The organism is Fibrella forsythiae (assembly GCF_017353175.1).
Taxonomy (GTDB): Bacteria; Bacteroidota; Bacteroidia; order Cytophagales; family Spirosomataceae; genus Fibrella; species Fibrella forsythiae.
Map to the genome: position 1 here is coordinate 36611 of NZ_JAFMYW010000001.1, position 26145 is coordinate 62755.

At 52.3% G+C, this 26145-nt stretch carries 39 protein-coding genes and 1 tRNA gene; 38 read left to right on the forward strand and 2 right to left on the reverse strand.

The window, feature by feature from the left end; translation table 11 throughout:
* Nucleotides 1–4: 4 nt before the first annotated feature.
* The 36 genes from J2I46_RS00205 (at nucleotide 5) to J2I46_RS00375 (ending at nucleotide 21165) form a co-directional block, all read left to right on the forward strand.
* Nucleotides 5–331, forward strand: a complete 327-nt coding sequence (locus J2I46_RS00205) for a hypothetical protein (protein ID WP_207326911.1) — start codon at nucleotides 5–7, stop codon at nucleotides 329–331.
* Between the two features lie 92 nt (nucleotides 332–423).
* On the forward strand, nucleotides 424–597 hold the full coding sequence (locus tag J2I46_RS00210; protein WP_207326912.1) for a hypothetical protein: 174 nt from the start codon (nucleotides 424–426) through the stop codon (nucleotides 595–597).
* A gap of 199 nt (nucleotides 598–796) precedes the next feature.
* Nucleotides 797–1246 (forward strand): hypothetical protein, encoded by a 450-nt coding sequence (locus J2I46_RS00215; protein WP_207326913.1) that lies wholly within the window; start codon nucleotides 797–799, stop codon nucleotides 1244–1246.
* A complete protein-coding gene (locus tag J2I46_RS00220; RefSeq protein WP_207326914.1) occupies nucleotides 1243–1578 on the forward strand; it encodes a hypothetical protein in 336 nt (111 codons plus the stop codon). The genes J2I46_RS00215 and J2I46_RS00220 overlap by 4 nt, the downstream gene beginning before the upstream one ends.
* Nucleotides 1568–2209, forward strand: coding sequence for a ubiquitin carboxyl-terminal hydrolase family protein (locus J2I46_RS00225; RefSeq protein WP_207326915.1), 642 nt, complete (start codon nucleotides 1568–1570; stop codon nucleotides 2207–2209). The genes J2I46_RS00220 and J2I46_RS00225 overlap by 11 nt, the downstream gene beginning before the upstream one ends.
* Nucleotides 2206–2778, forward strand: coding sequence for a hypothetical protein (locus tag J2I46_RS00230; RefSeq protein ID WP_207326916.1), 573 nt, complete (start codon nucleotides 2206–2208; stop codon nucleotides 2776–2778). Before J2I46_RS00225 ends, J2I46_RS00230 begins: the two co-directional genes overlap by 4 nt.
* A gap of 442 nt (nucleotides 2779–3220) precedes the next feature.
* The gene (locus tag J2I46_RS00235; protein WP_207326917.1) at nucleotides 3221–3457 is read left to right on the forward strand and encodes a hypothetical protein; all 237 of its coding nucleotides are present in this window, start codon (nucleotides 3221–3223) and stop codon (nucleotides 3455–3457) included.
* A gap of 317 nt (nucleotides 3458–3774) precedes the next feature.
* On the forward strand, nucleotides 3775–3996 hold the full coding sequence (locus J2I46_RS00240; RefSeq protein WP_207326918.1) for a hypothetical protein: 222 nt from the start codon (nucleotides 3775–3777) through the stop codon (nucleotides 3994–3996).
* 106 nt (nucleotides 3997–4102) lie between these two features.
* The gene (locus J2I46_RS00245) at nucleotides 4103–4810 is read left to right on the forward strand and encodes a hypothetical protein (RefSeq protein WP_207326919.1); all 708 of its coding nucleotides are present in this window, start codon (nucleotides 4103–4105) and stop codon (nucleotides 4808–4810) included.
* Between the two features lie 62 nt (nucleotides 4811–4872).
* On the forward strand, nucleotides 4873–5205 hold the full coding sequence (locus J2I46_RS00250; protein WP_207326920.1) for a hypothetical protein: 333 nt from the start codon (nucleotides 4873–4875) through the stop codon (nucleotides 5203–5205).
* Nucleotide 5206: 1 nt separating this feature from the next.
* On the forward strand, nucleotides 5207–5611 hold the full coding sequence (locus J2I46_RS00255; RefSeq protein WP_207326921.1) for a hypothetical protein: 405 nt from the start codon (nucleotides 5207–5209) through the stop codon (nucleotides 5609–5611).
* Between the two features lie 7 nt (nucleotides 5612–5618).
* Nucleotides 5619–6203, forward strand: coding sequence for a hypothetical protein (locus tag J2I46_RS00260; protein ID WP_207326922.1), 585 nt, complete (start codon nucleotides 5619–5621; stop codon nucleotides 6201–6203).
* A 4-nt stretch (nucleotides 6204–6207) separates the two neighbouring features.
* Nucleotides 6208–6654 (forward strand): hypothetical protein, encoded by a 447-nt coding sequence (locus J2I46_RS00265; protein WP_207326923.1) that lies wholly within the window; start codon nucleotides 6208–6210, stop codon nucleotides 6652–6654.
* A 139-nt stretch (nucleotides 6655–6793) separates the two neighbouring features.
* Nucleotides 6794–7231 carry a hypothetical protein gene (locus J2I46_RS00270; protein ID WP_207326924.1) on the forward strand — a complete coding sequence of 146 codons (438 nt, stop codon included), beginning with the start codon at nucleotides 6794–6796 and terminating at the stop codon, nucleotides 7229–7231.
* A gap of 1 nt (nucleotide 7232) precedes the next feature.
* A complete protein-coding gene (locus J2I46_RS00275; protein ID WP_207326925.1) occupies nucleotides 7233–7382 on the forward strand; it encodes a hypothetical protein in 150 nt (49 codons plus the stop codon).
* A 1-nt stretch (nucleotide 7383) separates the two neighbouring features.
* On the forward strand, nucleotides 7384–7887 hold the full coding sequence (locus J2I46_RS00280; RefSeq protein WP_207326926.1) for a transglycosylase SLT domain-containing protein: 504 nt from the start codon (nucleotides 7384–7386) through the stop codon (nucleotides 7885–7887).
* A 5-nt stretch (nucleotides 7888–7892) separates the two neighbouring features.
* Nucleotides 7893–8039: a hypothetical protein gene (locus J2I46_RS00285; RefSeq protein ID WP_207326927.1), complete on the forward strand. Its 147-nt coding sequence runs from the start codon at nucleotides 7893–7895 to the stop codon at nucleotides 8037–8039.
* 25 nt (nucleotides 8040–8064) lie between these two features.
* Nucleotides 8065–8775 (forward strand): transglycosylase SLT domain-containing protein, encoded by a 711-nt coding sequence (locus J2I46_RS00290; protein ID WP_207326928.1) that lies wholly within the window; start codon nucleotides 8065–8067, stop codon nucleotides 8773–8775.
* A 1-nt stretch (nucleotide 8776) separates the two neighbouring features.
* Entirely contained in the window at nucleotides 8777–9838 is a 1062-nt protein-coding gene (locus J2I46_RS00295; protein ID WP_207326929.1) for a hypothetical protein, read from the forward strand.
* A gap of 44 nt (nucleotides 9839–9882) precedes the next feature.
* Nucleotides 9883–10116 (forward strand): hypothetical protein, encoded by a 234-nt coding sequence (locus J2I46_RS00300; RefSeq protein WP_207326930.1) that lies wholly within the window; start codon nucleotides 9883–9885, stop codon nucleotides 10114–10116.
* A 109-nt stretch (nucleotides 10117–10225) separates the two neighbouring features.
* Nucleotides 10226–10513, forward strand: coding sequence for a hypothetical protein (locus tag J2I46_RS00305; protein WP_207326931.1), 288 nt, complete (start codon nucleotides 10226–10228; stop codon nucleotides 10511–10513).
* A complete protein-coding gene (locus tag J2I46_RS33135) occupies nucleotides 10510–10641 on the forward strand; it encodes a hypothetical protein (protein ID WP_262897986.1) in 132 nt (43 codons plus the stop codon). Before J2I46_RS00305 ends, J2I46_RS33135 begins: the two co-directional genes overlap by 4 nt.
* A 3-nt stretch (nucleotides 10642–10644) precedes the next feature.
* Complete coding sequence (locus tag J2I46_RS00310) at nucleotides 10645–11304, forward strand: transglycosylase SLT domain-containing protein (protein ID WP_207326932.1); 660 nt, start codon at nucleotides 10645–10647, stop codon at nucleotides 11302–11304.
* Between the two features lie 3 nt (nucleotides 11305–11307).
* On the forward strand, nucleotides 11308–11829 hold the full coding sequence (locus J2I46_RS00315) for a hypothetical protein (protein WP_207326933.1): 522 nt from the start codon (nucleotides 11308–11310) through the stop codon (nucleotides 11827–11829).
* Between the two features lie 2 nt (nucleotides 11830–11831).
* On the forward strand, nucleotides 11832–12413 hold the full coding sequence (locus J2I46_RS00320; protein WP_207326934.1) for a hypothetical protein: 582 nt from the start codon (nucleotides 11832–11834) through the stop codon (nucleotides 12411–12413).
* Nucleotides 12414–12416: 3 nt separating this feature from the next.
* Complete coding sequence (locus tag J2I46_RS00325; RefSeq protein WP_207326935.1) at nucleotides 12417–13850, forward strand: hypothetical protein; 1434 nt, start codon at nucleotides 12417–12419, stop codon at nucleotides 13848–13850.
* A 1-nt stretch (nucleotide 13851) separates the two neighbouring features.
* On the forward strand, nucleotides 13852–14340 hold the full coding sequence (locus tag J2I46_RS00330; RefSeq protein ID WP_207326936.1) for a hypothetical protein: 489 nt from the start codon (nucleotides 13852–13854) through the stop codon (nucleotides 14338–14340).
* A 31-nt stretch (nucleotides 14341–14371) separates the two neighbouring features.
* Nucleotides 14372–14515, forward strand: coding sequence for a hypothetical protein (locus J2I46_RS00335; protein ID WP_207326937.1), 144 nt, complete (start codon nucleotides 14372–14374; stop codon nucleotides 14513–14515).
* A 33-nt stretch (nucleotides 14516–14548) separates the two neighbouring features.
* On the forward strand, nucleotides 14549–15127 hold the full coding sequence (locus J2I46_RS00340) for a hypothetical protein (protein WP_207326938.1): 579 nt from the start codon (nucleotides 14549–14551) through the stop codon (nucleotides 15125–15127).
* A gap of 61 nt (nucleotides 15128–15188) precedes the next feature.
* Nucleotides 15189–16178 (forward strand): LPD1 domain-containing protein, encoded by a 990-nt coding sequence (locus J2I46_RS00345; RefSeq protein WP_207326939.1) that lies wholly within the window; start codon nucleotides 15189–15191, stop codon nucleotides 16176–16178.
* A 1-nt stretch (nucleotide 16179) separates the two neighbouring features.
* Complete coding sequence (locus J2I46_RS00350; RefSeq protein WP_207326940.1) at nucleotides 16180–16575, forward strand: hypothetical protein; 396 nt, start codon at nucleotides 16180–16182, stop codon at nucleotides 16573–16575.
* A 10-nt stretch (nucleotides 16576–16585) separates the two neighbouring features.
* Nucleotides 16586–16807: a hypothetical protein gene (locus J2I46_RS00355; RefSeq protein ID WP_207326941.1), complete on the forward strand. Its 222-nt coding sequence runs from the start codon at nucleotides 16586–16588 to the stop codon at nucleotides 16805–16807.
* Nucleotides 16807–18693 (forward strand): hypothetical protein, encoded by a 1887-nt coding sequence (locus tag J2I46_RS00360; protein ID WP_207326942.1) that lies wholly within the window; start codon nucleotides 16807–16809, stop codon nucleotides 18691–18693. The genes J2I46_RS00355 and J2I46_RS00360 overlap by 1 nt, the downstream gene beginning before the upstream one ends.
* 142 nt (nucleotides 18694–18835) lie before the next feature.
* The gene (locus tag J2I46_RS00365; RefSeq protein ID WP_207326943.1) at nucleotides 18836–19348 is read left to right on the forward strand and encodes a hypothetical protein; all 513 of its coding nucleotides are present in this window, start codon (nucleotides 18836–18838) and stop codon (nucleotides 19346–19348) included.
* A 441-nt stretch (nucleotides 19349–19789) separates the two neighbouring features.
* Nucleotides 19790–20644 (forward strand): hypothetical protein, encoded by an 855-nt coding sequence (locus J2I46_RS00370; RefSeq protein WP_207326944.1) that lies wholly within the window; start codon nucleotides 19790–19792, stop codon nucleotides 20642–20644.
* 83 nt (nucleotides 20645–20727) lie between these two features.
* Nucleotides 20728–21165: a hypothetical protein gene (locus J2I46_RS00375; protein WP_207326945.1), complete on the forward strand. Its 438-nt coding sequence runs from the start codon at nucleotides 20728–20730 to the stop codon at nucleotides 21163–21165.
* Between the two features lie 60 nt (nucleotides 21166–21225).
* Here J2I46_RS00375 and J2I46_RS00380 read toward each other — a convergent pair whose 3' ends face one another.
* Nucleotides 21226–22404: a tyrosine-type recombinase/integrase gene (locus tag J2I46_RS00380; protein WP_207326946.1), complete on the reverse strand. Its 1179-nt coding sequence runs from the start codon at nucleotides 22402–22404 to the stop codon at nucleotides 21226–21228.
* Between the two features lie 237 nt (nucleotides 22405–22641).
* Nucleotides 22642–22726, reverse strand: a tRNA-Ser gene (locus J2I46_RS00385).
* Between the two features lie 206 nt (nucleotides 22727–22932).
* On the opposite strand from J2I46_RS00385, the gene purL reads away from it, so the two are divergent.
* On the forward strand, nucleotides 22933–25212 hold the full coding sequence (gene purL / locus J2I46_RS00390; protein WP_207328082.1) for a phosphoribosylformylglycinamidine synthase subunit PurL: 2280 nt from the start codon (nucleotides 22933–22935) through the stop codon (nucleotides 25210–25212).
* Nucleotides 25213–25346: 134 nt separating this feature from the next.
* Nucleotides 25347–26114 (forward strand): tRNA pseudouridine(38-40) synthase TruA, encoded by a 768-nt coding sequence (gene truA / locus J2I46_RS00395; RefSeq protein ID WP_207326947.1) that lies wholly within the window; start codon nucleotides 25347–25349, stop codon nucleotides 26112–26114.
* Nucleotides 26115–26145 lie beyond the last annotated feature (31 nt).

Below are 26145 nucleotides of genomic sequence, written 5' to 3' on the forward strand. Positions count from 1 at the left end.
TAGCATGATTAAGCACTACCCTATAACTCTCCAGCTGACGCCTGGTGAATTTGCCGCCCTGTATCAGTTCGTGCAACTATTTGCCGATCGCCTGGTGAACCTATCGGAAGATGAGCTGTGGAATGCTGACCTTATCCTGGGAGACTTCTGGAAACGCCAATTTACCTACGGGCGCGTATTGGCCTGGTCAAAGAAGCCCGCAGCTAAACGGCATAAACTGGCTATTGGACTGCTTTACGCCCGGCTCCTGCACACCCACATGCAGTTGAAACCCATCAATTCGCTGCAACAGAACGTATTACTCCAACTGGATCAGGCATTGAAATCGTAATATGTAATCGAAATTGTATTAACTTTCGATTAGCGTCATTAAAACCAGCCTCTTTTTAACCATCCTATGTTCAACGTCCACCGCCTAACCAAATGCGTAAAAGTCAGCTGTGCGCTGAGCTCTCAGCCACGGAAAAACCCATCACCTATAATACCATGCGCGATTGGTTTAAACGCGCAGGTCTCTACGACCAAATTCCGGATCTAAATCGCCGCCGGATCCTGACCCCTAAAGAGGTGGAGTTGATCCGATCCAGGCTGAATTAGTGACCCCTTAGCAATCCGTCAGGTACGTACCTGACGGATTTTTTTTTGGCTAACTGTTACTAGCTGTTACCAGCTGGTAGGTGCGTTTTTCTACAGGTGTAGTTTTCTGGCCCAAAAGGAAACGAAGAAATGGATTCATACACCCGGCTGGCCCATGAGTCGGCCGGGACGTATTGTCCCCCGCCAAATTACCACCCACATGGCAGACCGCGACCCCCAAATTAGTTTTCGGGTAAAACCTGAAGTGATGGCTATGCTCACTGAATTGGCAAAAGGTCAAAGTATGTACGCCTTCATGCCCGGATTCGTTGACGCCGCTCTTAAAGATGAACAGGAAGCTCAGCAAACAGTCGAGAATTTACGTCATGAACTTTCTAACCAAGCTGCTCAGGTTGATAAATGGAAAGCAGAATATGAAGGCCTGAAAGTGGGATTATCTGAAGCCCGCAATGAACTGGTTGCCCTCAAAACAGAACGGGAAAAGCTACTAGCCAAGTTCGAGAAGCAAACAACAGATACGGCCGCTACCCGCCTGGAAAATATCGAACTGACCACGCAGTTGGGAGCCGCTAACACCCGGCTAAAACGCGTCATCGACAAGGCTGTAAAAAACTCCTTTGTATCCCGTAAAGACTACGAAAAATTATGAGTGGTATAGCTCAAAATACCCCCCTGGACAACGCTCAGATGGTCACGATTCCCCTGGCTCAACTGGACCGACTAAAAGCGCAGTATAGCCAGCTACGGGATGAAAAAGTCCAAATGGAGCGCGATATATCGGTTTTGATGTTCATCGGCCGCAAGCTCATGAGCTTATTCCAGGGCAAGAATCTGATGAAATCGGCCATGGACATTATGAAGAATCCCCAACGCCATAAAGCGGAATTTGCTGACCTGGAAGGGTTATTCCTCAAATATCAGCACCTGATGCCCAATGATCCCACCGATCAACGCCTATTAGGTGCATCCGATGGAAACTAACCAGCTGCCACCACCCAGCGCCACCGATGATCTGGACAATCTGCTAAACCAGCCCACCAGCTACATTGCCCCGCCACCAGTGGCCACCGTCGACGGCCAGGAGCCACCGCCCCCGGTCGATTCCCCGAGTATGGATCCGGGTGACTTTGACCTGGAGGTAGATCAGGATCCTGTCAGTACCGATCCGGGCGCTGAGCCAACGAAAAATCGAGCGTTCTTTCGGCGTCAGGCAACGCAGTTTGTCAAAACCTTTAATGTCGCTCAGAAGACGGTTCTCAGTTCGGTCGTTTACCCCAAAACGATCCTGGAGCCGGGGGATAAGCAGCTGGTGGCTGATTACCGCGTCAAGTACAAAACGCGCAGCAAATCCAATAAGCTGGAGATACCCGCTGAAGGTGATGAGTTGTATGACGCCCTTCGTCGGTATGAGCAGTTAGACCAGGCTATTAGTGAGTTGCCGCTGTCGGCCGAAGAACAGGCCGATCTAATCGCCCCCTTGACCGACGTGCTGGAGAAACACCAGCAAAAGGCCTTGACGCCCGAGTGGGCACTGGTGGTGGCCGTGTTCCTGGTCATGCTACCGCGCCTGGAGCCGGTGTTCCCGAAACTGTTTTCGTCACTGACCAAATGAGTGGGGTTCGCGCTAACGTGGTGATCCTGCGTGTAGGCTATCCACGTACCGGCAAAACGGTGCACCTGAAAAGGCTCATCGAAACGGCCGGCCAGACCAAAGGGGTACTGATCTACGACATCAACAACGAAGAGAAGTACCGGGAGTATCCGGTCATCACCCTGGAGCAGCTGAAGCGCTGGAAGGGCACAGGAATTTACCGGCTCTTCAGTGACGATGACAAAGCGGTGCTGGCTGCCATTTACCAGTACGCCTATAACTGTACCATCGTTTTTGAGGATGCAACCGCGTATATCAAGCCAAACGTGCAGGATGAGATCAGGAAGCTACTGGTTAGTCGTCGACACCGGAATCTGGATCTGCTGTTCACCTTTCACAGCCTGAACCGGGTTCCCAAGCTGCTCTACGAGATGACCAACTACCTGGTACTCGGCAAGACCAACGATGGGATTGAAAATGGGGGCACGCTCCAGAAGGTACCCAATTTTGAACTGGTCAAAGAAGCCTGGCAACGGGTGCAGGATAACCCCAACCGATTCCACTACGAAACCATCGCAATCCAGGCATGAGACATGTTCGATATGGGGCGAAGCTATACAGTCAAGGAATTACGTGACGCCTATAATATCTCCTACAAGGTGTTACGGGGCTGGCTAAAGCCAGTGCTTACGCAACTGGTAGAAGCCGGGTACGTACCTGGCCAGCGCCTGTTAACCCCTCGACAACTTCAAATTATTATCAACCAGGTTGGGCCACCTGCTCCAGCCTCTAAACCCAAATGAGTTATGCTAAAATCATTACGTGTTATCGTACTTGTAGTGGTCCTGTTCCTTCAGGCAGCGATCGTCTGTAGTACGTCTGGAGTGGGTCTATACACGCTTATGGGCCAATGGCACTATCAAGGTGTATCGTGGATCCTGATTAGTGCCGTTTGGGGTATGTTCTGCATGATTTGCATCGGGGGAGCAACGTATCGATCCTTGAAAGAGCTGTTCGGGTTTCACGGATTCGATGATCACGATCCAACGGCCGGGGGAGCTTGTATTCATGGATAATCCCACCGACCTGACGCCGATCTTCTATTTCGTGTGGGCACTGTTTAGCCTAGTGTTTGGTGTGGTCGGTGTCGTGCTGAGCTGGCGACTTGGCCCGGCTGGGTTTCCCCGGTTCTGTGTTGTTGGAGTCAGGATACTGACCCTACTTCTACTGGTGAGTGCCGGGGTGTTTTTTGTCCTGGCCTTTAGTTGATCCAGCCTAGCTACCCTTTGTGACTACCAGTACAAAAGCCCTTACCGCCCTGGTAAGGGCTTTTTTTTGTCCCTTCCATGATGTTGGTAGCCATTGGTACCCATTCATGTACCTAGCTGTAACCAGCTGGTACCCACTTGGTAGGCACCAGCCACCTTTGGGTTCAAGGAAGGCGAACAGGTAATGAGTTGAGTTGCCCACTGTCTTGATCGTGAAACGACATTATCAGCTGCGTACCCCAACCTACCTGTTCGGCCTCTCACCTTTCTCCTGATCGTCATGTAACCGGACCTGCTCCCGAAAACTCCTATCGAACAATGATTGAAAAAGGCAACATCAACTTGGGCTTAGTAGCCAGTATTGTGATTGGCCTACTGATTGGCTGGCTGGTCATCACGATGCTAAGCCGGATCAAACGCCCGGCTCCAGCGGCTGAGCGTCCTGCACCCAAAGCCAGTGAGCCGATCGGTTTCAAAGCGGATAAAGAAGCGACCAACGAACCCCCTGAGCCAGCTAAGCCGGACGACGACCATGAATGACCAGTACAAGGAAATTGGCGCGTTCACGGATACCGAGTTGTGGGCTATCGCGTCGATGCCAACTGGTCCGATAACCTCTCATTCTCTTACCATATCTAATAACGCAATGCAGACTACAAACAAAACGGTCGACGCCCTGGGCATCGGCAATCCTATTCTCGATTTCGGCAGGAACGACGTGCACTTTGCCTCCAATTTCAAAAATGGCCGGGCCTTCACCATCCAGATCACCAACTCAGCGACAGCCAATGGCGGTGATAATGGGGTGCGTAAACTCGTTCTGTTTGCCGGTCTCGACCAGGCTATTGGGGCGGGCGCGGTGGCCGGTCTGCTCAAAGACGGTGCCTTTACCGACATCAACGCCGCCTCGGGCCTGACCGGCATTAGCCAGGAAGCCAAGTCGATTCTGGCCCTGCAAAAGTATTTGATGGCCCGGCCAACGGTGCTGAAGGCCATGCACCTTCAGTTCTCGGATCCCCTCCAGGCGGGTGCCTCGTTCCGGGTATCGTACGACGATCCATTCCAGGTGAAGCCTGACCGCAACCTGCGTGCGTCGACCAGCTACGACCAGAACACCAACAACACCAGCTACCTGCTGATCGATAAGATCGATGAGATTTTAGATGGTGACACGGCGCTGTACTACCAGCTGAATCCGGGTATCACGGTGACCATCACCTTCTACTTTGGTGGTAGCACGTCGCTGAAAAAACTGCTCACGACACTGAAGGCAACGGCTGAAGCCGAAATCGCCACGGTGGGTCAGGCAACGATCGACCGCATGGACGTCATTGCGGCGTCTCAATCGCGCTAAGAGTTTAATCGATAGGTAGTTTGATGACTGCGGCCTGACCCCTGGTCAGGCCGCACATTTTTATGGACTACGCCCCTGGCCTAACGGCAGTACGATTTTCTGATGCACCACACCTGGAAGCGCAAACAGACCCCGCAACCGGTGTCTGTACGGTCGGAATGGCTCTGTGGTTAGCGACAAGTGACAAGGAGCGCTATTTCATGCTGTTGCATGAGGCCGCCCACCTGGAGCTGAAAACCCGTGACGAACTGATTTGCGATTCACACGCACTCAGTGTCTACCGTCGTCGGTTTCCCCGCGATCTGATGCCCACCTATACCCTGCTGCTGAAGGTGCTCGACCCGGCCGATCCGGTTCACGCCGCCCGGCTCCAGCGCTTTCGCAATCAATTCTAGTATGCTCCCATTAACCTACACGCTGCCAGCCTTTCTGAATCAGCTCAACACCACGACGAAGGTTGGTGATAAGGTGATTTTTACAGATTTCACCAAAGGCACCCCCCAATACACGGAAGTGACTGGCGGGGTTAAGAAGAAAGTTTCTTTTCAGGAGATTCTAAACTACGGCACCCAAATCGGTGGCCTGGCGGTGAACCTGATCAACGCGTTGAAGTCGCCGGGCACTGCTGCGGCCGCGTCATCTTCGTCCGGATTGTCATCGGCTGAGCTTATGGCGGCCAATGATCTGAAGGCTCAGGCAGATATCGATACGAAAGCGAAACAGCGTCAGTACCTGATCTTCGGGGGTATCGCGCTGCTGGTGATCATTGCCGCAACAATCATTTTCAAATCAAAAAAATAAGTACCTGATGAAATCACAATCAGCAATTTACGCCAACGCGCTGGCTGCCGCTTCCGGAGGCAACTTACTGTACGTGGATGGTGGCTCTAAAAACGGCTACTCGCACGGTCAACAGGTTGGCTGGCACGGTCCTGATTACGGTATTTTTGCGTACATCAAGGACGGTAATCTGTTGCTTGCTGGCCGGGGCAAAGCCTCCAGTGAGCAATTGTCGATCCTGTCGCACGACTGGGTTAGCCGTACCGAATTTGCCAGCAAGGTTCCCAATTATCGCAGCATCTTCTCAGACAGTGCGATGCAGTTTGACCTGGGCAATGCCGATTCGATGGGCTTCAAGATCACGCTGACTTACCCGGCTGTTGCTCAACCCAATTCAGACCCCTACGTTGCTCCTTCAGGTGGCGGCTCAGGTTCGGGCAGTGGGTCAGGCTCAGGCGGTGGCTCAGGCTCAGGTGGCGGATCTGGTTCTGGCTCGGGTTCAGGTAGCGCGACCAGTTTTTTCACGACCTATAAAACTCCCCTGATCTGGGGCGGCTCGATTCTGGCCGTGGCGGTGCTGGCTGTAGTGGCCTACTTCGCCCTGAAGCGCTAGGATCATGAAGACTTCCACGCGGTGGGTTATGGTGGGCCTTGCCGTGGTGGTCCTGGGTCTGGTGGCGGCAGTAGCTTCGGCTACTGCCCGCCGCCGATCGGGTGACACCACCGCGCCTGGCACCGGTACGGGTTCGACCGGCACCACTAGTGGTACGACAACCACAACCCAAACGGAACCCTGCTTGCAGGTCTCGGGCCGAACGGTACAGGCTGGCGAAAAGCTATACAGCATCCAGTATACACCGCTCGTCATGGCTCCAGACTCAAAAGCGCCAATCGCACTACAACGCCTTCAGGATGAACTAGTCGGCACCTTCACGGGGAAATACAAGTTTAATCCGGCCTACTTCGCGTCAGGCAACTGCTTCATCGAAGTAATGCCCACTGAAGGGAATAAAGCACTCTGGGTGCATCCAAAGCACGTCTACCTGAAACTACTAACCGCCTAAACCATGACACCATTACCGGTGAAATACTTGCTAGTCGGATTAGCCGTGACGGCAATAGCCTGTTGGCTTACGTGGAATTGGGGAGCGAAATCGGGTGAGCGCGCAGGACAGAATTATTGTACTGATAACCTGTGGAACAATGCCTAAAGACCTATGGAAGTGGATAGTAGGCGTCGTTGGGCTGTTAGTAGCTATGTACTGGCTGGCCTACGCCTCGAAAAAAAGTCAGGTCCAAAATTCGTCACGCTGTGCCGATCGGCTCGATCTGCCAAACAAGGGTGCGACGATGGGTGCGTTTACGCCGCTCCAGGCGGCGAATCTGGCCAAAGAATGCAATGATGTGTTTGATGCCTGGATCAGCACAGGGTATGGTCAGGATGTGATGGTCGACAAGCTAATGGCACTCACCAACGACCAGCTGTTTGCCACAATGAGTGTGTATGACAGTACGTACAAACCTGGCCTGATCGCTGAAATTGAGGATGACTATACGTATATGATTCCTCAGTACATCACCAGTGGCAAAGCAAGTGATTTAGTGAAACGCCTTAAAGCCCTGCAATCGGGCGTCAAATAAAATGCTCTCAAACCTCTTATCCGGCGATTCGGTGAACGTGAACGTAAACGTAGAGATCGACACCACGTCGACCATCAACATAGCAGCGGGTATCGCTGTGGCGGGTATTCTGATCGTGGTGTTTCAACGCTTTCTGACCAAGTACTGGTAAGATGAAACTACCGTATCAAGACCGGATCGGGCCGCAACTGCTGGCCGCGATCATCGACCTGAGCCAATGGCTGGGTATTCGCCCGGCCTGGCTGCTGATCATCATGTTCAAGGAATCGGGCCTCAATCCCAAAGCCGTGAACAAATACTCCGGCGCGTCAGGTTTGATCCAGTTCATGCCGGGCACGGCAAAGGGGCTGGGTACGTCGGTGGAACACATCCGCACCCTGACTGGCCTCCAGCAAATGGAATGGGTTCGCAAGTACTTCACTCCCTACCGGGGCCGTATGCACTCTCTCTGGGATACCTATTTCGCTGTCTTCTACCCGGCTGCGATCGGTAAACCGGCTGAACACGTGCTGTTTGCTGCTGGCACAAAGGCTTACAAATGGAACGCCGGAATGGATATGAACAAGAACGGTAAAGTGACGGTGAGCGACGTAAAAGTGTGGCTCATGCGCTATCTCCCGGATGAGTACGATCCATGCGACTGTGATTGTCACTAACTGTTATGCTGACGAAAGAAAACCTGACAACCGGCTTCGTAGCGGGCGTAGTGGCCGCTCTGACGCTGCTACTGGTCTCCTGGGCCGTGATGACCATCCGGTATCGCCTGAGCCAATCCACTAAACAGCCGTGTGGCTGTGGTGGCCATTAACTGACTTGTAAACCTACTCCGTGCCATGTTGCTGGAAAGCCAGATCCCCGCCGCCGAACGCACCGCCTTCGTGTCAAAAATGAAGACCGTGGCCACGGCGTTGGCAATCGATCCTGACTGGCTCATGGCTACGATGTGGGTGGAGAGTCGACTGAAGCCCACGGCGAAAAATCCCGGCTCCAGTGCCTCGGGGCTGATTCAGTTCATGGCCAGTACTGCCCTGAAGCTGGGCACGACCACCGGCGCCCTCCGGAGCATGTCCCGGGTGCAGCAACTAGATTATGTGCTGAAGTACCTGAAGCCATACCGGGGGCGTATGACATCGGCCTTCGATGTGTACATAGCGGTGCATTACCCGGCTCAGCTGGGTAAGCCTCTGTCGGAAGTCTGGTACTCGAAAACCGGGTCGACGGCCGCTTCACGCCAGGCCTATGCCGGCAACAGCCAGATCGATACCACGTACGGTAACGGGGATGGGACGGTGAGTGGCCTGGACGTACAGGCGTTCTACTACGCGCAGCTGAAGGGAGTGCTCAGCGCCCCAACCACGCAACCGGCTACACCGGAAACAAAGGTCATCCCGGAAGCGCCACTGGTAGGGCCGATCGATTTCGATCCCATCCCGTACGGCCAACCTGGTGTGCCCTGGCTGCCCCTTAGTCTGCTGGCCGCTGGCCTGGTCATCCTGGTCATTCTGCTCAAAAAACCATCCCTACTACTTCCCATTCCAGCTTAATATGAACGAGCAAAATTTCACCTTACAGAACTACACGACAGGCCAGTTTCACCAGATCCGGGGTATTTCGCCGGAGGGGTCACCAGTGGCCTTAACCCAGAAACCATATGGTATGGGTCTATACCATAAAACGCTGTCTGAAGCGATGGCCTTTGCCACGTCCGGGGATACGGTTATTCTGTTGCGTAATGTGACTGAGTATATCACGCTGAAAAACGGGGTGAACATAAACGGCAACGGGTATAGCATTACCTCGGCCGCTAACGCCCCTCTGATGACCGATGGGGGCAACCAGGTGATCTGTGAAGTGTTCAACTTCGAGCGGCTTCAGAACCTATACAACGGTGGTATATCGGAGTGGAACGGCCTGATCATGGTTACCGGTGGGGGCAGTGATATCACTGTCCAGGGCAAGACGCTTTTCACGCCACCCGGAAACGGCTTTACCTGGAACGGCAAAGCGGCGATTTGCAATGGTATTAATGCCACGCTCCGGCTCCGGTTTAAAAATATTGTGGCCAACGCCGTTGAAGTGGGGGGCACGGGTGCCCGGATCTTCATCGAAGATGGGTCGTATAGCAGCCCCAATGCCACATCATACGCCTACCGGGTGACAACGGGAGAAAAGGGGTCGGTCATCTTCAACAACATGGCCATTACCGTTAAAAACCAGTTGACCTACGATCTGGACTGCCTAGCAACGTATAACCGGTGCCGGATCAAGTCGGAACGTAATGGGCTGAATGACCGCGCCCGGTCGCGTTACACCTTCATCGACTGCCAGTTTGTGGGTCAGACAAAAGCCACCTGGCAGGCGGAAACGGATTCGATACACACGATGTCCGCTACGGGTATCCTGGAACTGCTGGGCACGAACACCTTCATTGCGAAAGGGGCAGCGGCGGCCTGGCTGACGCCAGCGGCTGGATCGGCTGTCTCGATCAATGGCAAACTGATCAGCAACAAGCCCTCACCGGCCAGCAACTTCGCCCCAACGGTTGGTACGGCGGCGAATGGATCGATCCTGATCGATGCGGCGGCTGACCTGAAGTTTCTGCAATAACTGAGATGGAACCGCTCAACGAGACACTAGCTGATCACGACACGATGAAAACTACTGCCATGGCTGTAGTGGGTTGGATGTTGCACCTGTTAAGCTACGATCTAGCCGCTAAAGCGCTTACACTAATTGGCCTGATTCTGTACGTGATCTACCTAGGCTACTCAATCTGGTGCAAGCGGCTCGAACTAAAACAACGTGAATTGAGCACCGTCACCCCATCGCTGGGAGCGGTGCTCGAGGACGAATCGGAAGATCCAACGACAAGCGCAATTATATGAAACCGAACTGGAAAACCATCATCCTGATACTGACCCTGCTACTGCTCACCACGGGCATCGCAGTCAACGTCCGGGAGCTGTTTTTTAAGAAAGACTAATCACTACTACGATGTCCACCCGCCGTAAACCTGTAGTAAAACGTAGACGCAACCAGCTCAAAAGCCTGGTTGCTCAGGTGGCCAACCACCTGTTTAAAAACCGTATGACAACGCTTGTTGGCCTGGGCGTCGGTCTGCCGGTCATCGTGGAAGGCTACGCTCAACGTGACTGGCATGCCATCGGCAAGGGCTTCACCGAACTGGCCCTTGGCGTTTCCGGAGATGATCGATTCGGCTATAAAGGCAAATCATCGACCGAGGTAACTCCGATAGCAAACGGGCAACCACCGTTCGAATGAAAGGGCTGCTAACTCCGAAAACCATAGCGCTGGTGCTGCTAGCACTGGCCCTGGCGGCTAGCCTCTGGTACGCCCTGGTTGAAAATCCCAAAGTAGCCAAGCTGGATACCACCTACACGTTCACCTAACTTATGGCCAATGTAATCATACGACGCCGGATGACCGAGCAAGGGTTTTACACCCCGCTCCAGGTCACGGCTAACCTGCAAGCAGTGGCCAGTATCCGGGCGCGGTTTGGGGCGTTCATCGACCAGGCCGCGCGGCTCACCAATGTACCTGAGCCAATTATTACGGCCTTCATCTATATCGAGTCGGCGGGTAATCCCAACGCCAACACGGGAGCCATTGGCCTGATGCAGATCGACCACATTACCGCGTCGGAAGGTATTTTTTTGGAGCACCGGAAAGGACGCCTGACGGCTGACGAAAAGACCGCTCTGTACCGGTTTATGGGGTCGCGCCTGGACTGCATTCTGAAGCAGAAAGGCCGGGGCCAAAAATTGCCCTGCAACAACCAAACGGGCGTTTCGGTCACGCGCAGCGAGCTGCTCAATCCCGAGTTCAACATCCTGGTTGGCGCTATCTACCTGGCCACGCTCATTCAGGAAGAGACGGTCGACGGCATCATGCGACTGGATAAGGTGATCGCCCGCTACAACCGCAAGTATGACTTTCGGCCGGTGGGCAAAAACGCCGATGAAGTGATTGCCGAGTCACCAGCGGTTACGGCCTTGTATATCAAAAAGTTTGTAGGTCCGCTGGGTCTACTGGAAACCATCGTAACCGTATAAATCATGTTTAAGAACGGTCAAATTATCGGTAAACTGGATTCGCCCTACCAATGTGGTGGCTCCATTTTTACGGCCCCTTCCCTTTGTATTGAGCATTATGAATACCGGGTGCGGAAGGTAGGTAAGTACCTGATATTGACCTGGACCACAGACCGTCCCGGCCAGCTGAAGGATAAAGGGGAAATGGTGCTCGATGCCGCGTTCCGGAAGAACAATCCAAACATCTATCCTGAATTCGCTCAATCGCAGCTCTTTCAAACGCTGGCCAGTGATGAAACGCTGAAAAGCCTGAATCTATACGGGCAGGAAATCCCGCTAAGTAGTGAATATACCCGCGATAATGAATCGATTCTTGTCGCCACGGACATTAACACGACCCCGTTAACGCCTGGCAATCCCAACAATCCGACGGCTGGTGATGGTACTACCACAGGCTTGACCCTTGATCAGCTGTTACCCTACCTGGCTGGTGCCGTGGTGTTGATCGGTCTCACGCTGATTGTCGTCTTGGTCAAACGTCGCTAGTCATGGCTCAAGATGCTGTTTATATAGCCCATCTAGCCAAGTGTACGGTCAACGACTACACGCCAAACAGCGTCGATGCGTATTCGTCTGCCTGCCGGGCGGTACAAACCCTGGTCGCTCAGATCAACACGACCTACACCGGAACCACGTCGGCTGACCGGTTGGCCTATCTGAAGCGTCGACGCGGTCTACTGCTGGCCCGTGCGGCGGTCATTCAAGGATCGATGGTTGAGCTGGGCGCTCAGGACGTAACCGACAAGACGGCCGCAACAATTGGTGGGATTGGTGGGGCGGTCGCTGGGCTATTTGGTGTCATTCCGGGCATCGGTGGCGCTATCGGCACATTCATCGGCCTGGGTACGCAGCTGGTGGCTGGCCTGTTCGATCATAGCGCTGATAAAAAGGCCGCTCAGGCCGCTGAACTCAACGAATTGCAAATCGACTATATCAATCTCAAAACGCTCTACGATGAGCACACGGCTGAGATAAATAGCTTGATGTTACCCCGTTACGTACTCTATGGTACGGCGGGTATAGTGCTGATTGCCTTACTGATTGTTTTACTCCGCTCCCGGAAAAGCTAACCCATGACGACGCCTAAACGCGTCATCAACTACGTATCGATCCTACTTAGTCTGGCCCTGATGGCCTGTCATCCTACAACTGACCCGATCCCGATCATGACAACGCCCATACAAATCACCTTACCCCTTGAACACCTGGTTCATCAACGCGATAACGCGAACCGTGCTGCTATTCCCGTTAGTGGCCAGGCTCCAGCTGGCAGTGACCAGGTACGGGTGACCCTTACGCCTGTGAAGGGGGGAACAGCTGAAGAAACGATTATTGTACCCAATGCTGACGGTACCTTTTCGGGTAAGATTATCGGCAGTGGTGGTGCCTACGAAATGAGCCTAGTAGCGAAAGCAAATGGGGCTGACGTTGGCACTGGCCGGGTTGGCCGGGTAAACGTGGGTGAAGTCTTTATCCTGTATGGTCACTCTGTTTTCAGTGGCGGTATCCAGGAAGAAGTAAACCGGTTTGGAGATACACGGGGACCAGGGGCGGTTGATGACCGCGTAGTCGTGGCCACGCCGCCAGCTGGTGGCTCGATGCCAGAAAATATTGTTGACACTGAACTACCCCGCTACTTCAGACCGCTGAGTAATTCACCTCAATCGATTGCGCCTTACCAGACCGGCCCTTATGTGCACGGGTTGATTGGTGACAAGCTGGTACAGCAATTGAACGTGCCTGTCCTGCTGCTCGGGTGCTCATTCGGCGGGTCGAACGTCGAACAGTCGATGCGCGTAATTCAACAGCGGCCGTTCAATCACTCCTTTGTGAAGTACGAAAAGCGGATGCCGATCCGGCCCGTTGAAGCGGCTGTTGCGGTGTATTTACCCCTCACTGGTGGCCTACGTGGTGTGCTGATGAACCATGGTGCTAACGACTGGTACAACGTGGATGCGGAGCGAATGACCGGGCCACAGGAATATGCCGATCGGGTCAAGGTAGTGCTGGCTTACATTCGCCAAATTACGAAGCAAGCTGACCTGACGGTTTGGCAAGCGGTTGATAATCAGCCTGTCCCTAACGCCTTGGATCTTACCCAGATCACGAAGGGTCAGGAGCTGGTGATCGCGCAAATTCCCAACGTCCGGCGGGGTGCGGATATGAGCAAATTGCAGGTGTCTGACCGGCCGGATAATGTGCACCTGGCCCGATCGGGTTTCGAACGCTACGCACAGGCCTGGGCCGACGTGCTGACAAAAGCGGCGCTCGACGCAACGAACGTGCCCACCGTGCAGGGTACCAATACGCCCACGATTAATCACTTGGTCGGTACGTTGACTGCGAACGTCTATGCCTATGGTCCAGCTATTGGCCTGGTAGTGGCGGTGGTCCTGCTGGTAGTAGTGGCCTGGCAGCGCCGATCAACGCTCATGTGGGCCGCTGGTGGCCTGGCTGCTGTGGCCGGTGCCGTCGTAATCAGTCGTGCACCAAAAGCCACTGCCTGATATGACACATTTTCCGGGCGAAGTGGTCAGCTTCACCGCGCCATCGCGCAAAACATGGGTAGGGGTGGTTCTTCGCCGCCGTCGAGTCGATGGGCAGACAGTCTACCACGTGCGGCCATTTGCCCCGGAGAATCGGGCTTATATACCAGCGGACGTGTTCTACCTAACCCATAAAGGGCAGATGTACACTCCGATTCCTAGCAAGGATCTGTCTGTTGCCGCCGCTGGTCTGAAGCATGCTGAGCATATCCGCCCCCTGTTTTCAACTGAATTAGCCTTCCTAATGAAAAAGACCCGTAAAACCACGAAAAAAGCCGCTCCAGCCAAACGCAAGAGTACGGCCAAGGGAAAAGCCTACCTGAACAAATTAGATGCCCTGACCAGCAAGATTCACAAAGCATCATTCACCGGTGAAACCAAGCCCGTGAAGGTCTACAGTATCTCCATTGCTACGGCCAAACGGGCCGCTATCAAGCAACTCAAAAAGTAGTATCAACCAACCAATCAATCACCCCAATACAATGGCCAAGAAACGCGCTACCGCCGCCCAAAAAAAAGCTCAATCACGCATGAAATCAGCCGTGGTCAAAGCGAAGAAAATCCGCAAAGCCTCCCCTAACGTGGCCTGGCAAACAGCCCTCAAACGGGCCTGGAAAACGGTCTAATCCCTCACGCTCATTCCCTTCAAAAGATTAATCATGAAGATTACAAATACACTTATTGGGGTGGCCATAGTTTTGATGTTGGCCATTGGAGCCGGGTTATGGATGACCCGACGAAAAGACGAACCCATTACAGCTGGAGTACTGCGAAATATTGCCCCTGAAGCCACGCTAACCACGTCGTCAACGCATCCTGGATTTCTTAAATCAAACGCAATTCTGGATGCCGCAATACCCACGGGGTACACGTGGGGAATCACAGGAGGATGGAATGATGGTACACAAGGCGTATTCCCTGACTGGATTGAACTTACCTGGCCGGTGTCGATGGCTATTAGTAACGTGACTATCACGAGTGTGGCCTCTGGCGCGGATGGTTCCTCATCCCTGGGAACAAGTGGTGAGAGCCTATACTGTTTACGCGATTTCAGTATTATGGGTTGGGTCAATGGGGGCTGGCAAACGGTCGTCAACGTAGCTGGCAACACCAAGGGCGTCACCACGCATGCATTCAATGTCTTGGTAACCTCAAAGCTCCGAGTCACTGTAACTGATTCACCGCTCCATGACTGGAGCCGTATTGCCCAGATTCAGGTGACCGGCCGTGAAGCGTAACCAACTCGATTGTTCCTACCTCTAAACAGCCCCGGCCGGTAACGTGGCCGGGGCTTTTTGTATGAAGCTATTAAAGCCCATTGCCCGGATCGATCCAATGGAAGAACGAATCGGGTTTACGCCTAGCTACCAGTCTGCCAAGTATGCCGTCGACTCTGATACCCGGGTGTCGATTGGCAGTCGACTGGATAAATACTTTGAGAAACAAGGGTTTGTCGAGTACTATAAGGGTTTTTCCAGAACCAGCCGGGCTATTACCCAGCGCGACATCAACGCCGCCCTGGCCCGCTACAAGTTGAAGGGAATCGAGTTTGGTCAGTGGGTCACGAACGAAGACGCCTACAACTACCTGGCTGCCCTAGTGGTGGCCCTCGATGACATGGCCAAGGTGCTGGGCTGGAGTAATATCGGCCTGGACAACATGGTAGGGATTGCCTTTGGTGCCCGTGGGCACGGCCGCGCGCTGGCTCACTTCGAGCCTAGATCTTACATGATCAACCTGACCAGGTATAAACGCCACGTCACCGATCCGTTTACGGGCCGGGTGGTAAAAACGGCCAAGACGCGCCGCTTCAGCTATACCGGTGGCGTCGGTGCGCTGGCTCACGAATACGGCCACGCCCTGGACTACTTCTTTGGCACCTTCATCGACCAGAGCCGGGGTTCACTCAGTCTCTCCGGAGGACGTCAAACCAACCTGATCGAGCACAATACCTGGCCGGCCAATTCCCTACGCTGGCACATGACCAGTATCCTGATGGCCTTCCAACAGACCAAAAGTTACCAGCGGTTACGTGATCACCTGGTCAAAGGGGGTAAGTCTGATTCGTACTGGATCCGTCACAATGAGTTATGGGCCCGGCTATTTGAGCAGTGGATTGGTGCCCGGATGGAAGAAAAAGGGATTGCCAATGATTTCCTGCACCAAAACAAGTACGAAAAGTTTGCCGAAAACAAAGCGCCGATCTACCTGACGGCCGCTGAACTGAAGACCATTCGGCCGGCCGTTGACAAGTTTATCAAGGCCGTTGCTGGCCAGGTCAAAAAGTAACATGGAAACGATCAAAAACACCGCCAAAACCATCCTGTCACACATGGGAACCATTGCCTTTGTGGGCCTTCTGGCCTACGTCCTGTATTGCGAGTTCATTCGCCCGGCTCCCTCGCGTCAGCAGATCAACGACGCACTGAGTGAGGTGGCCAGCGCCCGACATGAGTTGAGTCAGGCACGTGCTGATTTGGATACGGCACTGCTAATCAACGGGCAGATCAGTGCCGGTAACACCAACTTTATCACTCAGGCGAGTGATTTATTTCGGGATTTAAACGCCTTGAATGATACCCTGAAGCAAAAGGAACAGGCGTTAGGGGTCCGCGCTACGAAGCTGGAAGATCAGTACAAAGCAAAGAAAATACGTCTTCAGGAAGCCAAGAATATAGCCCTCTAATCGTACAACTATGTGGAAGCAGATATTGGATGAGCATGGCTACCAGACTATGATTTTGGTGCCCACTGAACGGGAAGTTGTCCCGTATCCAACCTACGCCCTGGCCGTTGCTGGGCTGGCTAAAAGAACTACTCCATGCCGGGTGTTGATTACCGCTGATGAAGTAAATAATGCTGGGGCGTTCGGAAAATACGATTACGATGGTACGCAGCTAATTGAAGATATTTTGTAATGGCAGACTTAAACGCAAAAATCACAGGTAAGGATACCTACAAACGTGGGTTGATTTCAGCCATTGAACGGCGGCTCAGTGGGTGGCAAATCATCGCGACCAATCCTAATACGCTACACGGTTCTCCGGGTAATCCTGTTACCGGGCGAACATTTCGCTCAGAACATATTGCCCTAGCTGATGCTTCACAAATTAGAGTAGTCTATGCGAATTTCAGAACGGTTAACTACGGCGAATACCCAAACACAAATCCGATAACGGTTGGGGCAGCTTTACAGAAACGCGGGGCTACGGCATCGGATCAATCACAGTCTACAGTTCCCGTTGCCTTTGGGGGCAAACGATACGGGATTTGTGAAGGAATAGGCTTGCTTATTTCAGACCCTGTTTCGTTTAATGTAGCGGCCAACGAGCGTTTTTTTGTTCGTAGTTATGCTCAGGCAATGTTGGCAGCGGCTCCCGTTGCCCCTACCCTAAGTACAGCCACAACCGGGGGAACATTGCCTGCTAGCTCCAGCTTTTTTGTGAGCATATCTTACGTGTTCTTAGACGGAACCAATAGCGCACCAAGTGCGGGTGTATCAATTACTACCGGGGCGGGTGCAACCAACGTAATTACAGTTCCGGCACCGGCATCTATACCGTCTGCGGTAGGCTACCGGGTTTGGATGACATCGGCGGGTTCGGCCACAACGGGCATTTATTACAGCGTCAGTAATGTGCTTGCGTTTTCGTCTAGTGCGACGATTACAACGGTAGTCAACACCTACGCGCCCTCTATTGCGACAACGGCGGTTATACCGGGCGGGGGTAACTTTATCGGCTCGACTAACAACGACGGTAGGGACAACGGGGAAGGGTTTTCAGATGGTGAGCTAACCTATGACAATCAAAATGTAACGATTCGCACAGGGGCAAATATGTACTACCCTGTAGCCATTTTGGGTAAGACAAAGACGCCGAAAAAGACGGTCGGCTTAATTGGTGATAGTATTATGTCAGGCACTGGTGATGCTGGTTATCCATCGAACCGGGGCGGGTTTGGTGTTCGGGCTTTGTGTAATCAACTTGAGCTAGGCTACAATGCGAATATAGACCCGCTTTACGCCTACACCCTTGTTCCTCAAGGAAGTGAGCAGGCCGTACAGTTTGCGGATAGGCGTATGAGTCGCATACGGCTATCCATTACGGAGCTTTGCGGGAATGTGATTAGCAACTATGGCACCAACGATTTGTCGCTAGGGGTAACATCAATTAAGAGCAGCCTGCTCACCATTGCTAAATGGTACACGGACAGGGGTATAAAGTTTTTTACCTGCACAATCTTACCCAAAACCAATAGCACGGACGGATGGTCAACTGTAGCCAATCAGACGACGCAGGGAGCAACAGAGACAACCCGATTAGCCATTAATGCATGGATTCGTGATACGGGCGTAAGTGGCTTTGTGGCTCAGGCAGCGGCGGCAGGGTTGGTTGATATGATAGATGTATGTAAGTACATCGAAGTAAATGCGGCCAACGTGCTTACGCAGAATGGTGGTTTTTGGCGGGTTCCTGCGGACGGTGTTATCATATCAGGCTCCATTACGGGTGGTGCCTCAAGTATAGGCCTGTCAGACAGCACCAAGTCATTTACACGGTTGCAATATGCTGGCTATTCAGTCAGGTTCACGTCTGGCGGGGCAAATAATCAAGTCCGTTGCCTGAATAATTCCAACGGCAATGCTCTTTTCTGGAATGACAGCGTAAGCCCAACACCTGCAATTGGTGACACATACATTATAACCAATGTGGCTAGTCAGGATGGTGTTCATCCAACGAGTCAAGGTCATATTTGGGAAGCTCAAGCGGTAGCGGAAAAACTACCACAGCTCCAGTACTGAAATCTATTGCAAGAATGGAAGCCAAACATTGTTTGGTTGCCTCGCCGCCGGCGAGCTGCTGCACCAGGCTAAACGGATCCTGGTCCGGGCTGGCCAACCCCCAATTTTGCCCGTTTTTGTCTACTTTTTCACTTTTCGTAAAATGAGCGCCAAATATTATACTGTTTTGCTGCTATTCCTGACTAGCCTCGCTTTCGCTGAAAGTGACACATTAGGCGTCGGTCAGGTGGTGCCCCTGCTGATCAAGCAAACGCCCAACATGGGTATCGATAGTGTATTGGTCAGTCGGTACGATCTGGCTAAACTGGAGTTTGCCAGGCAAACGCTGTTGACGCTGGATTTCACGGATACCGATGAGCTTATTTCCGTACTGAAGGAACAAGCGGCGTTATCGATGGCGGGACGTGAGCAGCTGATCAACCTGACATCGACCAGGCTACGGACGCTCCAGGATTCCATTACCCGACAGGATGCCCGGATACAGAAACTAGGTACGTTACTGCAGCACGCTATTGGCCATGTCAACGACGCCGGCACCATGCTCGAGCAGACGAATAGCAGCATCAAAACGGCTAGGCGCAAAATGTGGTGGGAGCGGATTGGCTACGGGTTGCTAGGCACCACCCTGGGCTTCTTTGGCGGGTCGACGTTCTAATTCTGTATATTTGCTCACTAGTTAAAGCCGGCGCGTCGGCTTCTGATTGTGAGGCGTTTATAGCCGTTAATTATGGGTATGGCGGTTATTCAGGTAGTCATAAGTTAGCAGCATTACAACAAAAAGCTCGCTCAGCTGAGCGAGCTTTTTGTTGTAATGCTACCTGTCTATCTAAGTCGTGTACCAGGTTAAACAGCCAGGCAACGAATAGTAGTAATATTCTAAAGAGCAACGTGAATTAGATCATAGGTAGGACATAAGCAGGTTAAACGCCTGCGATTAACAACTATGATAGGATGTCAATTTGTTTTGACGAGCCACTTTACGTAGGATTGTAGATACTTCTCTTAGATTTCAAAACAGTCTCTTGAAGGTTACGTCCTGTTGCAACGATTTAATGTAACCGATAGAGTACAAGCAACTTGTAATATGTTACAGCTAATGTTTGATCTTATAAAAAAACCTATGGTTATCATTGCGATAGGTGCTGGTATTACGCTATTAGGGGGAGCTATTACACTAATTGGCACGTATCTACAAAATAAAAGTTCTTCTGAGAAATCAACCAGAATTGAGTTTGGTGTAAATGAGGGGGTTACTATAGGAAAAAATACCAGTTCTAATGTTGATTTATTAAAAAATCAAAATACAGAATTGATTAAAAAATCCGAAAAACAATCTAATACTATTGATAAATTACGAGAAGAAAATATGAGCCTTTACGATAAACTCATGGAGGCAAACAATGTAATATCTGATAATATTAGGGGAGGAGAAGAAATGATATATCTGGAGCAAAGAGAAGTTGATAAGAATTTTCATGAGTTATTTATTGTAAATAATAATACAAATCCCATTTATGGAGCCACCATTTATATTACTGATTACTTCAAGGTTATTTATTGTAAATCAAGACAAATTGACGTGAATGAATATGAGTTTGATACTCAGTGTTACCTAAATTATACATCCATGATTAAAGCAAATGAAATTGCGATTCATGAGGTTTCTTTAGTGTACTTAAATTCTTCTGAAGCAGTTTGTAGACTCCTAGACAAAGATCACGGTGCTTATCAAATTAGATTTAGACTTAGAAGTAAAATGTACATTCAACAGTATTATTTTCAGAAGGTTGATGGTAAAGTCAAAGCAGCATCAAGAGTGTTTGAAGTAGTAAGCAAACCCAACGAAAAGAGTAAAGTTAAGTTGCTAAATACCTTTGATTTAGGCCTTGGGGAGATAGATCTAGACAAGGTATTTGTAAAGGGAATTATAGATGTACTGACTCCTCTATAAATTAAACAAAAACCACCCGTCAATTTGTTTTGATGGGCCGCTTAGCGTAGGATTGTAAACATATCATAAACCAATCATACACCATGCACCTTTCTACCAGATTGCTGGCCACGTCGCTGTTTCTACTAATGCTGGCTGGTTGTAAAAAAGAAGAAACGCCAGCCGTTGATTTCGGGCCGCTCATTAAAGGCGAATATGCAATCAGCTCAGCGCATTTCACGAATCAATTTAATACGCTTGATCCGTACACGACAGGAACAATTACAATTGAGTCGTACACGCCGGGTGTAGTAAATATCACCGCTGGAGCAGCCACCGCAACACCACAAGTGGTTAAAATAACGGGTAACTACACCATGAAGCAAAGCACGGATGGATCGATCCAGCTTCAGTCTAAAGAAGATCCTAGTTACACCGGTGTCATCGAAGGCGCGAACATTGCCCTAATTGGTAAGCATACAATTCCTTCCGGAACCACCAGTGGTACGTACACGGTACGACTGAGTGGCAAACGAAAGTGAGTACTCTATTTGCAGACACACAAAAAGCCCCTACTGGATCCAGTAGGGGCTTTTTGTGTGTCACTGATCAAGGCGCAAAGAGCGGTGATCGATATCGCCATAGTGTGCCAGGTACTTCGTATTAGACAGACCAAGCATTTTAGCCACTTTATCTTTATCCCACTTCATTTCGTTCAGGAAAAAGTCGGTGAAGCTCTTACGACCTACTTTGCTGGTAAGCGGTGTTTTGATACCTGCCGCCAGGGCGACCAGTTTCAGCGTTGTATTCATCTTCTGATTGCTCAGCTTAGGTAGGTTGTCGATGCCGCCCACCTGGTCAATGATCCGGGCTGCAAGTGAGGTGACCGGCACAATCAATTCCTTTTCGGATTTCTGACGCTTGGTGATCAGGAACTGTTGACCATCCAGCGTATGCAGTTTATCGGCCGTCAGGTTGGTGTAATCGATCCAGTGCATACCAGTGGCACACATGAAGAGAAACATGGTCCTGGTGCGCTTCATACGCTCCAGGTAGGGGCGAAGCACTACCACGGTCGACAGATCGGCCATCTCCAGCTGGTCAATCTGTTCTTTGGTCAGGTAGATTGGTTTATCCGGGGCTACTCGGGCAATCCGGTAGCCATGTAGTCGGTTAGCTTGTATGTGCTCCATCATGACTCCATAATCTAAGACCTGCTTTAACAGATCGATGTGCTTTCCAACGTAATTGACCTTGTATTTGCCCAGCAGGTACGTTTGCCAGGCCTTGACAAAAGCAACATTAGTCTGCTCAGCCAATAAGCTGTTGAGCTGCTTGGTTTCAGTCAGGTACGTGACCAGGTTAGCCAATCGATCCTGATACGCTGAAAAGGATGTTTTTGTAATGCCGCCGGGTTGGTCGATCGATTTTTCCTTGGCTAATAAAAACGCCTCGAGTAACTGATTTAACGTGTACTCCAGGCGTCGTTTGCCAACATATGTTTCGCGGATCATGTCGGCCGTCACGGGTCTGTTTTTCGCCTCAAAATGGTGGTAGATGCTGTAGAGTTTGGACCGTACCCATTCCAGGCGTTGGGTATCGGTTTGCGCCCGATCGGAGCGGCCTTTAATTTGCTGAAGCCGGGCATTCCAATCGGATCGGCTCAATTCAATTCCAGTACTGAAGGCGGTCGATCGAACGCCATTGACACTAATTCGGCATTGAAGCGTTGCCCGGGTGGTGTGAGTGGCTGAAGGCCGGGCAATGAAACGGACATTCATGTGTTTTTAACATGGTTTTATATGATTAAAAAAATCAAAACCATAGGCTACAAACGTGCCCCATATTTCCAAAAGGTAAGGTAGTTACTAGGCGGTAGGTCAGCGAGTGTGGGCGAATGGTTTGCCGGTGGCCTGGTACGTAGGCAGAAGTTAACACGGTCCTGGTGACGTGTTGCCCACATCCTAAACGAAAAAAGCCCACCGGATAAGCGGGCGGGCTAATAACGACGTTAAGTGCAGAGAGAGAGGGATTCGAACCCCCGGACCTGTTACAGTCAGCGGTTTTCAAGACCGCCGCAATCGACCACTCTGCCATCTCTCTGTGTGATTCGATGATGCAAAAGTAGGCTTATTTCTGACATTTGTCAAGCAGCAGCCCGAAAAAAATGGCCCCGAACGGGCAAAAAAGCCTATTTTTGCCCTGTGAAGTCTGGGTCATTTTGGCTTACCGGCTTGATACTGAACGGGTATAACCCACCCGATCAGCCCGTTATCATCTTCCATTTTTCTCCCTTTGTGGTACGCACTGTGAACGCTCCCGAACAACCGCAGACTAGTCTAGATCCCATTCCAACCGTCGAAACCGCCCGCAAACTGGGGGTGCTACCCGAAGAATTTGACCGGATTGTCGCCATCCTCGGCCGTCAGCCCAACTTTACCGAACTCAGCATCTTCTCGGTGATGTGGTCGGAACACTGTTCGTATAAGAACTCCATCGTCTGGCTCAAAACGCTTCCCCGCGACTCCGACCGGATGCTGGCCAAAGCCGGTGACGAAAACGCAGGTCTGGTCGATATCGGCGACGGACTGGCATGTTCGTTCAAGATCGAATCGCACAACCACCCCTCGGCGCTGGAACCGTATCAGGGGGCCGCAACGGGCGTCGGCGGGATCAACCGCGATATCTTCACGATGGGTGCCCGGCCCATTGCCCAACTCAACTCACTCCGCTTCGGCGATCTGAGCCTGCCCAAAACGCGTCGGCTGTTGCGCGGTGTGGTGAAAGGCATCGGCGATTATGGGAATGCCTTTGGTATTCCGACGGTGGGCGGCGAAATCTATTTCGATGAGTGCTACAACACCAATCCGCTGGTAAACGCCTTCTCGGCGGGTATCGTGGAAGTGGGCAAAAGCGCCAAAGCAACAAGCTACGGCGTGGGCAATCCGGTGTTCATTGTCGGCTCGGCAACAGGGAAAGACGGTATCCACGGCGCCACGTTCGCCTCGGAAGACATCACCGCCGCTTCGACGGATAAGCTGCCTGCCGTGCAGGTGGGCGATCCGTTCATGGAGAAACTGCTGCTCGAAGCCACGCTCGAGATCATTGCCACCGGCTACGTGATCGGTATTCAGGACATGGGTGCCGCCGGTATCATCTGCTCGACCTCCGAAATGAGCGCTAAGGGGGAACACGGCATGATCATCGACCTCGATAAAGTACCGACGCGTCAGCAAAACATGGCGCCGTTCGAAATCCTGCTGTCAGAATCGCAGGAGCGGATGCTGGTGGTGGTCGAAAAAGGGAAAGAGAGCATTATCCAGGGTATTTTCGACAAGTGGGACCTGCACTGCGCCCAGATCGGTGAAGTGACCGCCGCCCCGGAAGATGGCATTGGCCGTCTGCATTTCTACCGCTACGGTAAACTGGTGGCCGACGTACCGGCCCATGACCTGGTGCTGGGCGGTGGTGCGCCGCAGTATCGCCGTGAATACAAAGAGCCGGCCTACATCAAGGAGTTCGCGAAATTCCGCATCGCCAGCGTGGCCGACGTCACAACCGATGAACTGAGCGCGGTAGCCAAACACCTGTTGAGCCACCCGAATATCTGCTCACGGCAGTGGGTATCGCAGCAGTACGACTCGATGGTGGGCACCAGCAACCGGACCACCAACGCCCCGTCTGACGCGGCCGTGGTACGGGTGAAAGGCGCGGGCATTCCCAAGTCAGAGAAGTCGATCGTCATCACCGTCGACTGCAACAGCCGGTACGTAAACGCCAACCCATTCGTGGGGGCGCAGATTGCCGTAGCCGAAGCCTGCCGGAACGTGGTCTGTACGGGTGGCGAACCGCTGGCCGTGACCAACAACCTGAACTTTGGTAACCCGTACGTACCTGAAGTGTACTGGCATTTCGTGGAAGCCGTGAAAGGCATGGGCGAAGCCTGCCGCCGCTTCGAAACGCCGGTGACGGGTGGTAACGTGAGCTTCTACAACCAGTCGTCGGACGACGGACCGGTGTTCCCGACGCCAACGATCGGGATGCTGGGTCTGATGGAGAAGCCCGATAACCGCATGACGCTTAACTTCCGTCAGGCAGGAGACAGCATCTACCTGATCGGCTCATCGCAGAACGACATTGCTTCGTCGGAGTACCTGTATTCGTACCGGGGCGTAAAAGCATCGCCAGCTCCCGCGTTCGATATTGATCAGGAGCTGACGCTTCAATCGGTCGTGAAGCAGCTGATCACGAAGAAGCTCATCTCATCGGCGCACGATATTTCGGATGGTGGTCTGTTCGTGGCCGTGGCTGAATCGGCCATGGCGGGCGGTACCGGCTTCGCCATCACGACCGACGCCGACTACCGGAAAGATGCCTACCTGTTTGGCGAAAGCCAGAGCCGCGTCGTGGTATCGGTATCAGCAGCGCAGCAGGCGGCTTTCGAGCAGTTTATGGATCACGCCCGTGTAGCCTTCAACAAGATCGGTGACGTAACCGCCGCTGACTTCGTGGTGGATGGCCAAACCGTGATTGCCACTGCCGACGCGTCGGATCTGTACAACAACGCCCTGGGCAAGATCATGGCATAAAGTGCAAGTTCTGCGTGAGGCTTCGCGAGTTAGGTTGCTGACGCCTTGTCGAAGGGCCATGCGTCAGCAACCTAACTCGTTGAGCCTCACTTCAAAGAAAGGCAACGTACCTGCCCAGTACCATACAGCACTACATGCAGCGTTATTTTATTGAACTGAGTTATAAAGGCACTGACTTTCACGGCTGGCAGTTTCAACCGAACGGAATTTCGGTGCAGCAGGTGCTGGAAGAAACGCTGACCAAACGGCTGAGTCAGCCGATCTATATTGTTGGTAGCGGCCGCACCGACGCGGGGGTGCATGCCCGGCAGCAGTACGCCCATTTCGAGATGGACGGTGAGCTACCGGAGCATGATCTGCTGGTGCATTCGCTGAATAACATGCTGCCCGACGGGATCGCGATCTACCGGATATTCCCCGTCGGCCCAACCGACCACGCCCGGTTTTCGGCCAAAGCGCGGTATTATCAGTACCACATTCGTCGACAGAAGAGCGCGTTCCTGACCAATCAGAGTTACATCTTCCGACCGCAACTGGATATTCCCCTGATGAACGAAGCGGCGGACAAACTGCTGACGTTCAGTAATTTCAAGAGTTTCAGCAAAGTCCGGACGAACGTAAATCACTACCACTGCCAGCTGATGCGGGCCGAGTGGGAGCAGACGGCGGAGTCGCTCATTTTCCATATTAAGGCCGACCGGTTCCTGTATGGCATGGTGCGTTGCATTGTCGGCACGATGCTCGATATCGGCCAGCACCGCATGACCCTCGACCAGTTCGAAGCCATCATCCGGGCCGAAGACCGTACTATGGCCAGTCGCGCTGCACCCGCCAGCGGGTTGTTTTTAACCGAAATAACGTACCCGGATGCTGTGCTGGCCAGGCGGTTTGAGAATGGCTAGGTACGTTGTTTTTTGACAACTTCGCTTAAAA

Excerpts from the sequence above, each read along its gene's own strand:
- J2I46_RS00205 (WP_207326911.1), top strand. The coding sequence starts at position 5 with ATGATTAAGCACTACCCTATAACTCTCCAGCTGACGCCTGGTGAATTT.
- J2I46_RS00210 (WP_207326912.1), top strand. The coding sequence starts at position 424 with ATGCGTAAAAGTCAGCTGTGCGCTGAGCTCTCAGCCACGGAAAAACCC.
- J2I46_RS00215 (WP_207326913.1), top strand. The coding sequence starts at position 797 with ATGGCAGACCGCGACCCCCAAATTAGTTTTCGGGTAAAACCTGAAGTG.
- J2I46_RS00220 (WP_207326914.1), top strand. The coding sequence starts at position 1,243 with ATGAGTGGTATAGCTCAAAATACCCCCCTGGACAACGCTCAGATGGTC.
- J2I46_RS00225 (WP_207326915.1), top strand. The coding sequence starts at position 1,568 with ATGGAAACTAACCAGCTGCCACCACCCAGCGCCACCGATGATCTGGAC.
- J2I46_RS00230 (WP_207326916.1), top strand. The coding sequence starts at position 2,206 with ATGAGTGGGGTTCGCGCTAACGTGGTGATCCTGCGTGTAGGCTATCCA.
- J2I46_RS00235 (WP_207326917.1), top strand. The coding sequence starts at position 3,221 with ATGATCACGATCCAACGGCCGGGGGAGCTTGTATTCATGGATAATCCC.
- J2I46_RS00240 (WP_207326918.1), top strand. The coding sequence starts at position 3,775 with ATGATTGAAAAAGGCAACATCAACTTGGGCTTAGTAGCCAGTATTGTG.
- J2I46_RS00245 (WP_207326919.1), top strand. The coding sequence starts at position 4,103 with ATGCAGACTACAAACAAAACGGTCGACGCCCTGGGCATCGGCAATCCT.
- J2I46_RS00250 (WP_207326920.1), top strand. The coding sequence starts at position 4,873 with ATGGACTACGCCCCTGGCCTAACGGCAGTACGATTTTCTGATGCACCA.
- J2I46_RS00255 (WP_207326921.1), top strand. The coding sequence starts at position 5,207 with ATGCTCCCATTAACCTACACGCTGCCAGCCTTTCTGAATCAGCTCAAC.
- J2I46_RS00260 (WP_207326922.1), top strand. The coding sequence starts at position 5,619 with ATGAAATCACAATCAGCAATTTACGCCAACGCGCTGGCTGCCGCTTCC.
- J2I46_RS00265 (WP_207326923.1), top strand. The coding sequence starts at position 6,208 with ATGAAGACTTCCACGCGGTGGGTTATGGTGGGCCTTGCCGTGGTGGTC.
- J2I46_RS00270 (WP_207326924.1), top strand. The coding sequence starts at position 6,794 with ATGCCTAAAGACCTATGGAAGTGGATAGTAGGCGTCGTTGGGCTGTTA.
- J2I46_RS00275 (WP_207326925.1), top strand. The coding sequence starts at position 7,233 with ATGCTCTCAAACCTCTTATCCGGCGATTCGGTGAACGTGAACGTAAAC.
- J2I46_RS00280 (WP_207326926.1), top strand. The coding sequence starts at position 7,384 with ATGAAACTACCGTATCAAGACCGGATCGGGCCGCAACTGCTGGCCGCG.
- J2I46_RS00285 (WP_207326927.1), top strand. The coding sequence starts at position 7,893 with ATGCTGACGAAAGAAAACCTGACAACCGGCTTCGTAGCGGGCGTAGTG.
- J2I46_RS00290 (WP_207326928.1), top strand. The coding sequence starts at position 8,065 with ATGTTGCTGGAAAGCCAGATCCCCGCCGCCGAACGCACCGCCTTCGTG.
- J2I46_RS00295 (WP_207326929.1), top strand. The coding sequence starts at position 8,777 with ATGAACGAGCAAAATTTCACCTTACAGAACTACACGACAGGCCAGTTT.
- J2I46_RS00300 (WP_207326930.1), top strand. The coding sequence starts at position 9,883 with ATGAAAACTACTGCCATGGCTGTAGTGGGTTGGATGTTGCACCTGTTA.
- J2I46_RS00305 (WP_207326931.1), top strand. The coding sequence starts at position 10,226 with ATGTCCACCCGCCGTAAACCTGTAGTAAAACGTAGACGCAACCAGCTC.
- J2I46_RS33135 (WP_262897986.1), top strand. The coding sequence starts at position 10,510 with ATGAAAGGGCTGCTAACTCCGAAAACCATAGCGCTGGTGCTGCTAGCA.
- J2I46_RS00310 (WP_207326932.1), top strand. The coding sequence starts at position 10,645 with ATGGCCAATGTAATCATACGACGCCGGATGACCGAGCAAGGGTTTTAC.
- J2I46_RS00315 (WP_207326933.1), top strand. The coding sequence starts at position 11,308 with ATGTTTAAGAACGGTCAAATTATCGGTAAACTGGATTCGCCCTACCAA.
- J2I46_RS00320 (WP_207326934.1), top strand. The coding sequence starts at position 11,832 with ATGGCTCAAGATGCTGTTTATATAGCCCATCTAGCCAAGTGTACGGTC.
- J2I46_RS00325 (WP_207326935.1), top strand. The coding sequence starts at position 12,417 with ATGACGACGCCTAAACGCGTCATCAACTACGTATCGATCCTACTTAGT.
- J2I46_RS00330 (WP_207326936.1), top strand. The coding sequence starts at position 13,852 with ATGACACATTTTCCGGGCGAAGTGGTCAGCTTCACCGCGCCATCGCGC.
- J2I46_RS00335 (WP_207326937.1), top strand. The coding sequence starts at position 14,372 with ATGGCCAAGAAACGCGCTACCGCCGCCCAAAAAAAAGCTCAATCACGC.
- J2I46_RS00340 (WP_207326938.1), top strand. The coding sequence starts at position 14,549 with ATGAAGATTACAAATACACTTATTGGGGTGGCCATAGTTTTGATGTTG.
- J2I46_RS00345 (WP_207326939.1), top strand. The coding sequence starts at position 15,189 with ATGAAGCTATTAAAGCCCATTGCCCGGATCGATCCAATGGAAGAACGA.
- J2I46_RS00350 (WP_207326940.1), top strand. The coding sequence starts at position 16,180 with ATGGAAACGATCAAAAACACCGCCAAAACCATCCTGTCACACATGGGA.
- J2I46_RS00355 (WP_207326941.1), top strand. The coding sequence starts at position 16,586 with ATGTGGAAGCAGATATTGGATGAGCATGGCTACCAGACTATGATTTTG.
- J2I46_RS00360 (WP_207326942.1), top strand. The coding sequence starts at position 16,807 with ATGGCAGACTTAAACGCAAAAATCACAGGTAAGGATACCTACAAACGT.
- J2I46_RS00365 (WP_207326943.1), top strand. The coding sequence starts at position 18,836 with ATGAGCGCCAAATATTATACTGTTTTGCTGCTATTCCTGACTAGCCTC.
- J2I46_RS00370 (WP_207326944.1), top strand. The coding sequence starts at position 19,790 with ATGTTTGATCTTATAAAAAAACCTATGGTTATCATTGCGATAGGTGCT.
- J2I46_RS00375 (WP_207326945.1), top strand. The coding sequence starts at position 20,728 with ATGCACCTTTCTACCAGATTGCTGGCCACGTCGCTGTTTCTACTAATG.
- J2I46_RS00380 (WP_207326946.1), bottom strand. The coding sequence starts at position 22,404 with ATGAATGTCCGTTTCATTGCCCGGCCTTCAGCCACTCACACCACCCGG.
- truA (WP_207326947.1), top strand. The coding sequence starts at position 25,347 with ATGCAGCGTTATTTTATTGAACTGAGTTATAAAGGCACTGACTTTCAC.